Source organism: Nocardia sp. NPDC002869, from assembly GCF_046764065.1.
Classification (GTDB): Bacteria; Actinomycetota; Actinomycetes; order Mycobacteriales; family Mycobacteriaceae; genus Nocardia; species Nocardia rhamnosiphila.
On record NZ_JBKOOL010000232.1, the window covers coordinates 1 to 6,990 of the forward strand.

At 68.6% G+C, this 6,990-nt stretch carries 10 protein-coding genes and 1 pseudogene; 7 read left to right on the forward strand and 4 right to left on the reverse strand.

The genetic code is table 11. The annotated features are described in order from the left end of the window. Positions 1-8: 8 nt before the first annotated feature. Positions 9-509: an SRPBCC family protein gene (locus ACLML9_RS26850; RefSeq protein ID WP_030520020.1), complete on the reverse strand. Its 501-nt coding sequence runs from the start codon at positions 507-509 to the stop codon at positions 9-11. Positions 510-766: 257 nt separating this feature from the next. Between ACLML9_RS26850 and ACLML9_RS26855 the strand changes: the two genes are divergently transcribed. From ACLML9_RS26855 to ACLML9_RS26865, 3 genes are all read left to right on the forward strand, one after another. Further along, positions 767-1,492, forward strand: a complete 726-nt coding sequence (locus ACLML9_RS26855; RefSeq protein ID WP_411948126.1) for an alpha/beta hydrolase — start codon at positions 767-769, stop codon at positions 1,490-1,492. Then, entirely contained in the window at positions 1,452-1,841 is a 390-nt protein-coding gene (locus ACLML9_RS26860) for a hypothetical protein (RefSeq protein ID WP_411948127.1), read from the forward strand. Before ACLML9_RS26855 ends, ACLML9_RS26860 begins: the two co-directional genes overlap by 41 nt. Before the next feature lie 179 nt (positions 1,842-2,020). Continuing rightward, on the forward strand, positions 2,021-2,194 hold the full coding sequence (locus ACLML9_RS26865) for a hypothetical protein (protein ID WP_411948128.1): 174 nt from the start codon (positions 2,021-2,023) through the stop codon (positions 2,192-2,194). Positions 2,195-2,386: 192 nt separating this feature from the next. Here ACLML9_RS26865 and ACLML9_RS26870 read toward each other — a convergent pair whose 3' ends face one another. Continuing rightward, a complete protein-coding gene (locus ACLML9_RS26870; RefSeq protein ID WP_411948129.1) occupies positions 2,387-2,764 on the reverse strand; it encodes a MetQ/NlpA family ABC transporter substrate-binding protein in 378 nt (125 codons plus the stop codon). Between the two features lie 133 nt (positions 2,765-2,897). Between ACLML9_RS26870 and ACLML9_RS26875 the strand changes: the two are divergent. The 3 genes and pseudogenes from ACLML9_RS26875 (at position 2,898) to ACLML9_RS26885 (ending at position 5,465) form a co-directional block, all read left to right on the forward strand. Beyond that, positions 2,898-3,766, forward strand: a pseudogene (locus ACLML9_RS26875) (MetQ/NlpA family ABC transporter substrate-binding protein). After that, positions 3,763-4,791 carry a methionine ABC transporter ATP-binding protein gene (locus tag ACLML9_RS26880; protein WP_411948130.1) on the forward strand — a complete coding sequence of 343 codons (1,029 nt, stop codon included), beginning with the start codon at positions 3,763-3,765 and terminating at the stop codon, positions 4,789-4,791. Before ACLML9_RS26875 ends, ACLML9_RS26880 begins: the two are co-directional and overlap by 4 nt. Before the next feature lie 11 nt (positions 4,792-4,802). Beyond that, a complete protein-coding gene (locus ACLML9_RS26885) occupies positions 4,803-5,465 on the forward strand; it encodes a methionine ABC transporter permease (protein ID WP_411948131.1) in 663 nt (220 codons plus the stop codon). A gap of 35 nt (positions 5,466-5,500) precedes the next feature. On the opposite strand, the gene ACLML9_RS26890 is transcribed toward ACLML9_RS26885, so the two are convergent. Together ACLML9_RS26890 and ACLML9_RS26895 are read right to left on the reverse strand one after the other, a co-directional pair. Then, on the reverse strand, positions 5,501-5,695 hold the full coding sequence (locus ACLML9_RS26890; protein ID WP_411948132.1) for a hypothetical protein: 195 nt from the start codon (positions 5,693-5,695) through the stop codon (positions 5,501-5,503). 81 nt (positions 5,696-5,776) lie between these two features. Beyond that, entirely contained in the window at positions 5,777-6,196 is a 420-nt protein-coding gene (locus ACLML9_RS26895; protein WP_411948133.1) for an ATP-binding protein, read from the reverse strand. A 389-nt stretch (positions 6,197-6,585) separates the two neighbouring features. On the opposite strand from ACLML9_RS26895, the gene ACLML9_RS26900 reads away from it, so the two are divergent. Next, complete coding sequence (locus ACLML9_RS26900; protein WP_411948134.1) at positions 6,586-6,954, forward strand: STAS domain-containing protein; 369 nt, start codon at positions 6,586-6,588, stop codon at positions 6,952-6,954. The last annotated feature ends 36 nt before the right edge of the window (positions 6,955-6,990 follow it).

The following is a 6,990-nucleotide window of genomic DNA, read 5'->3' on the forward strand; positions in this document are numbered from 1 at the left end:
CCGGCCGCTCACGATGACGCGGTCGCGAAGCGCTGATCGGTATAGCGGCGCAGGTTCGTCAGGAAACGCCGGAACGCCAGATTCATGACCGGGGTGGCGAGGAAGGCGGTGAACCGGGCGGGGCCGGCCAGTCGCTGGGCCAGGGTCCAGGTGAGCCGGCAACCCTCGGGAGTCTCCACGATGCGGTAGTCCTCGGCGAACGCTGCCAGCGCACCGGTGGAGCTGCTGTTGAATCGGAATGCCATCCGGGTGTTCGGCTCCCAGACCAGGAACTCCTCGTCGCCGACGATTCCGCCGCGCATATCGACCACCCGGGTGGTACCCACGCCCCGGGGTTCGGGAGTGGTCCAGGTGACCTTGGTGATCACGCTCGCCCAGTGCGGCCAGGACTCGGCGTCTGCCAGGACCTCGAACAGCTGGGCCGGCGTGATTGCGAGGTCCACGCTGTTGCTGAAGCGCAACGGAGCGTTGTCGATGAATTCGAGACCGACGCGCTCACACGGATGCAGGGTGCTCATCGCCGGCCACCGCCGTTTCCGCCCACCTGTTTCCGGTCGTTCATGCGCAGGATCCTCTCGTCGGTCGGTACAGCCACGCACTCTCGGCTGTACACCGATGGTTACACCTGTCCAGTCATCTGTCCATAGCGCTCGGAACCCAGCCGGCATTGGGACCGGACGGAGGAAACAACGGGCCGGGCCGGGCCGCTTCACAGAATCCACCGGTTCGGCGGCGCCGCGCGCACCACGAGAATCAGCTTCCGGCGATGCCACACCCTCGCCGGCCGCGCCGTCCGGGGCGGGCCCTGCTCGTCACCGCCGCCGTCGCCGCCCTCCTGCCCATGACGCCCGGTCCGGGGACGGCCGCACCACCGGACCCTGATCGTTCCGGCGCCGTGGCCCCGGCGGCCGGGATCGTCGATAGCGTGCCGCGCGGCGGGCGCGCGGTAGAACTCGCGGTGTACTCCGCCGCGATGAACCGAGTCGTCCCGGTACGGGTACTGCCGCCGGCCGATCCCGCGGCGCCGGCGCCCACGCTGTACCTGCTCAACGGGATCACCGGCGGCGCGGACGGTGGAAACTGGTTCGAGCGCACCGATCTCACCGAGTTCTTCCGGGACGAACAGGTGACCGTGGTCAATCCGCTCGGCGGCGCGGGCAGCTACTTCACCGATTGGTGGGCCGATTACCCGGCACTCGGACGGCAACGGTGGACCACCTTCCTCACCCGCGAGCTCCCGCCCCTGATCGACGGCCGTTTCCGCGGCACCGGCGCCGCGGCGCTCGCCGGAATATCCATGGGGGCCGCATCCGTGCTGCAGCTGGCACTCGCCGCGCCCGGCCACTTTCGGGGCGCTGGGTTCCTACAGTGGCTGTGTCCGGACCAGCGATCCCCAGGGCCGCGCCATCGTCGAGCTGGTGGTCCGCGCCGGCGGTGGAGACCCACACAATATGTGGGGCCCGCCACAGGACCGCCCCTGGGCCGACAATGATCCGTTCCTGCATCCCGAGGCGCTGCGCGGGACCGCCCTTTACCTGTCCGCCGGGACCGGTGCTGCCGGGCCGCTGGACGGGCCGGGTATCCACCGTGATCCCGGTAAGCTCGCCGACCAATTACTCCTCGCCGCGGTCGTGGCGTGCACCGCGGCGTCGGTCTGGTGCGGGACCGCCGACAGCGCAAACGAACTCGTCGCGGCCCGCGTCGCGCAGGGGGTGGCGGGGGCCGGAATGGCAGCACAGACCATCGCGATACTCACCTCGGCTGCGATATCGACGATGCCGAAGTCCGGGCCGTCCGTGTCCGCCGGACGACGCGCGCTGATCGAGCAGGTCGGCGAATAGGGGGCGATAGACGCGGTACTGGCCGTAGCAGGGGGCGGTCGAAGCGGCCTGTTCGAGACGAACTATTTCGGCGCGGTGGCCACGCTCGAGGGAGTGCGGCCGCTGCTGGCACGCAGCCCCGCGCCGCGTGCCGGGTCGTTTCGTCGACGTCGTCGCCGGCACCGGCGGACGAGCGCATCGTGGCGGCCTGCCTCGACCGCGACCAAGCGGCCGCGGTGGCCTACCCCGAGGCCGACCCGGACGCCGGGGGCGCGACCGGCGGTTACGGAATCGATCGATTCGTCACCGGACAGGTCGTCTTCGCCGATGGCGGTGCCGAAGCGGCGGCGGTCGGCGAGCGCCACTGGCTCTGACGGCGGGGAGCGGACACCGGATCGGCAGGCCGGGCACCCGGCCGTAGGCGCGCCGATCGGCCGGGCCACGGGTTACCGGGGCAGGCCCGCCAAATCGGCCATCACCGCCATCTGGTGGTCGAAATATGCCGCACGAGCCTCGATCACAGTGTCCAGGCGGCCGAAAACCTCGAATCCGATCAGTCCGAACAGCTACTGCGCGGTCAGGGCCGGATCGATCGGGGTCAGCCGGACCCGGGACGCCGCGGTATCCACATCCTCGATGCGCGAATCCCAGTCGACGCCGCCCTTCAGGACGATCAAGCCCGCCGCGGCCGGCCCGAGCAGCGGCCGCACGTGGTTGGCGGGATTGTTGTTCAGGGTGATCTCGCCACCGGGCGGGATATCGGCCACCGACTCGTGTTTCTTCGAGTAGAGGTTCAGCGGGAAGATCTCGGTGGCGCCGAGCAGGGCCAGATCGTTCACGCCGACCCGCACCACGCCGGGGTCGTGGTCCGCACCACAGGCAGGCAGGAGCGCGGCCAGCGCGAGCAGGACCGGAACAACGGCAAAACGACGCAGACCTCGCATTGTGCGCAAATTAGGCGGCCGCGTCCGGTTCCGGCCAGGATTTCGTTCAGCACAATCCCAACCGTGGCCGGGTCCGTGCACCCGCCGCTTGGATGGTCGAGTCCATACGGCCACGAGCATTCGGGAGCAGGCGTTGAAATTCCCACGGGTACTGGCGATACCGGCGTTGACCATCGCTGCGGCACTCGCCCTCACCGGCTGCGGCGGCAATGCCGGCTCCGACGATGTGGTGCGTATCGGGACCACCGAGAGCGATCCGGCGTGGGACGTGTTCGAGCAGAAAGCCCAGGATGCGGGGATCACCCTCGAGATCACGAACTATTCCGACTACTCCCAGCCCAATATCGCCCTCGCGCAAGGGCAGATCGATGTCAATCTCTTCCAGCACCTGCAGTTCCTCGGCGAATACAATGTCGCCAACAATGCGGACCTGACCCCGATCGGGGCCACCCAGATCGTTCCGCTGGGCCTGTACTCGAAGAAACACAAGTCGGTGGCCGATATCCCCGCCGGCGGCGAGATCGCCATTCCCAACGACCCCTCCAACCAGGCACGCGCGCTGTTCGTTCTGGAGGCCGCAGGCCTGGTGAAACTGTCCTCGGACACCCTGGCGCCCTCCCCCGCCGATATCGACCGAGGTGCGTCCAAGGTGAGGTGACCCCGGTCGACGCGGCGCAGACCGCGCTGTCGCTGGCCTCGGTGGACGGCTCCGTCATCAACAACACCTACCTGGAACGGTCCGGTGTCGATCCGCTCTCGGCCCTGTACAAGGACGATCCGTCCAGCCCGGGCGCCGAACCGTACATCAACGCGTTCGTCACCCGCGCCGAGGACAAAGCGGACCCGGCCTATCAGCGACTGGTCGAGATCTGGCACGATGCCGAGGTCCAGCAGGCCCTCGCCGAATCTTCCAAGGGCACCTCGGTCGAGGTCCGGCGCCCAGGGCCGGAGCTGGAGCCGATTCTGCAGCGGGTGCAGCAGACGATCCGCGACGGCAAGTGAGCGACACCTCGACCGGCCCGGAATCCGCGGTCCCCGCGGTCGAATTCCGTGCGGTGACCAAGGTCTTCCGCACCGGCAAGCGCGAGGACACGGCACTGTCCGATATCGATCTCCGGATCGAGAAGGGCGAGATCTTCGGCGTGATCGGCTACTCCGGAGCCGGTAAGAGCACCCTCGTACGGCTCATCAACGCCCTGGAGAAGCCCACCAGCGGCACCATCGAGATCTCCGGCACCCCGATCACCGGGGTCTCGGAGGCACGAGTGCGGCAGATCCGCCGCGATATCGGCATGGTCTTCCAGCAGTTCAACCTGTTCCGCTCCCGGACGGCGGCCGGGAATATCGAGTACCCGCTGAAGGTCGCGGGCTGGCCGCGCGCGAAACGCCGAGAACGCCTCGCCGAGTTGCTCGACTTCGTCGGCCTGTCGGACAAGGCCCGCAGCTACCCGGACCAGCTCTCGGGTGGGCAGAAGCAACGGGTGGGTATCGCGCGAGCGCTGGCCACCTCGCCGTCGCTGTTGCTGGCGGACGAGGCCACCTCGGCACTGGACCCGGAAACCACCGGTGAGGTGCTGCGCCTGCTGCGCAAGATCAACACCGAACTGGGGGTGACCATCGTGGTGATCACACACGAGATGGACGTCATCCGGGCGGTCGCCGATCGAGTCGCGGTGCTGGCGGAGGGCCGGATCGTGGAACTGGCGAAGACCTTCGACGTGTTCGCCACTCCGCAATCGGCCCCCACGCGCTCGTTCGTCGATACGGTGTCGCACAACCGCCCCGCCCCCGCGGAACTGCGCCGCCTCGACGAACTGCACCGTGGCCGGCTGGTCACGGTCGATATCGACGACGCGCGGGGTATCGGCCCCGCCCTCGCCACCGCCGCCCGGGCCGGGGTGGGCTTCGAGGTGGTGTACGGCGGAGTGAGCACTCTGCAGGACAAGACCTTCGGCAGTATCACCCTCGCACTCGACGGCCCGGACGAGGCCGTCGAGAAGGTGATCGCCCAACTGGATCAGCGGTAGTGAGGACCGATATGCAGACCGATTGGGACACACTGCGGCCGATCCTCACCGAGGCCATCGGCACCACCATCTATCTCGTGCTGCTCACCTTCGTGGTGGGCGGCCTCGTCGGGCTTTTCCTGGGCACCGCGCTCTACACCACCCGCGAGGGCGGGCTGCTGGCCAACGGCCCGGTCAACTGGGTGCTCAATGTGCTGGTCAATGTCGTGCGCCCGATTCCGTTCATCATCCTGCTGGCCGCGCTGGGCCCGGTCACGCTCGAAGTGGTGGGTACCACCATCGGCACCGAAGCGGCGGCCTTCGTGATGATCGTGGCCTCCTCCTTCGGCATCGCCCGAATCGTGGAACAGAACCTGGTCACGGTGGATCCCGGGGTGATCGAGGCGGCGCGCGCCATGGGCGCGGCACCACTGCGGATCATCCTGACGCTGCTCATTCCCGAAGCATTGGGCCCGCTGATCCTCGGCTACACCTTCGTCATCATCGCCATCGTGGACATGTCCGCCATGGCGGGCACGGTCGGTGGCGGCGGGCTCGGCGATTTCGCCCTGGTGTACGGATACCAGCGGTTCGACTGGGAGGTCACGCTGGTGGCGACCCTCATCATCATCGCCGGGGTGCAGGGTATCCAGTTCCTCGGCAACTGGACCGCCCGCAAGGTCCTGCGCCGCTGACCGCTGAGAACGGGCCGGTGCGCGAAGGTCCTCACTCATCGACGGACCGGCTGCGCACCGGCCAGAATCGCCTCGATGGTCTCGTCGACGGTGAGATCCGACGTATCGATCCAGGTCCCCACCCGCGGCGTCGTCTCGCGCAGCACGGTGTCGAGCGCGGAAACGGTGCAGGCTCCATAGGCGTTCTTGGCCCGGCCCGCTTCCCGCGCGGCCACCGCCGCGGGCTTCACCGCGGTGCGGGTGCTGCCGATCGAGAATTTCGGTTTCTCGTGCTTCTACCGACTCGACCGAGGTAGCCGGCCGGGCGGAGCTCACCGGGGCAGCGGGATCCGCATCTCGACGGTCGTGCCGCTGGCGGAGATGATGACCTCCACCTCCGGAACCAGCGCGCGGATGATGGCCATCCCGCGCCCCCGGACCTGGTCCGGGCCGGGGTCGGGACTCTTCCAGCGGCCGTGATCGGCGACCGTGATGTGCAGGCCGCCGGCCTCACGCTCGAAGCGCAACCGGATGGTGCCGCCGTCACCGCGATGGCCGTGCTCGACCGCGTTCGCGCAGGCCTCCCCCACGGCGAGCAGCACGTCGTAGGCCTGATCTTGGCCGAGCGGGCAGTGCGCCAACCACTCCTGTGTCCGGTGCCTGACCTCGGCCAGCCGGTCGGCTTTCGCCGAAAACTGCAACTCCCATCGGGTCGGCGGACTGTCCAGCCCGGGCGGGCGGGTCGTCGTCACCTGATCGCCTCCTGTAGGTCTCGCCGGACGGACGGCGTAGGCGGTACCGGGTCCGTGGCGTTCGGCTTGCTGTCCTGTCGGACTCTGTGCTCACTGCTAGCCATACCCATTCGTCTCCGGGGCATTCGAGTGGTCCCGCGGATGGTTCCCGAACCCGGTCGCGGCAGTCCGATGCGTTGTGGATCACGCCCGGTGATCACCGCTGCACCCGGCTCAAACGTGGCATGGATTACGCATTCGACGGCCCGGCCGGCGCCGGTGACTACTATTTCGCGATCGGGTAGATTTCCGTTACGAAGATCTGTGCCGGCCCCGGTCGCGCTCCGCGCGGCGGGGCCTCGATACTGCAGAGGTGGAAAAGTGACGAAGTGCGAGCCGGAGGAGCGGCGATGAGCGGCGACAGCGCGCCCCGCCTGCTCGATGTAGCGGTGCGGGCGCAGAACGGAACCGCGATCGTCACGGTGCAGGGTGAGGTCGATATGGCTTCGGCGCCCCAGTTGCAGGCCGCTCTCGAAGAGACCCAGCGCGGCGGGGACCCACTGGTCGTGGACATGTCGGAGGTCGGTTTCCTCGGGTCGGCCGGTTTGAGCGTGCTGCTCGTGATCTCCGAGGCGGCCGGCCCCGGCGCCGGTCTGCGCGTGGTCGTATCCGACGCCGTCCGTCGGCCCATCGAACTCACCGGTCTCGACAAGTTGCTGTCGGTGCACGCATCGCTGGCGGACGCGCTCGCCGCGGACGTGAACCCCGCGGCGTCCTGAGCTGCGCCCGGCTGCCCCGCGCTCGCTAGCCGCGGG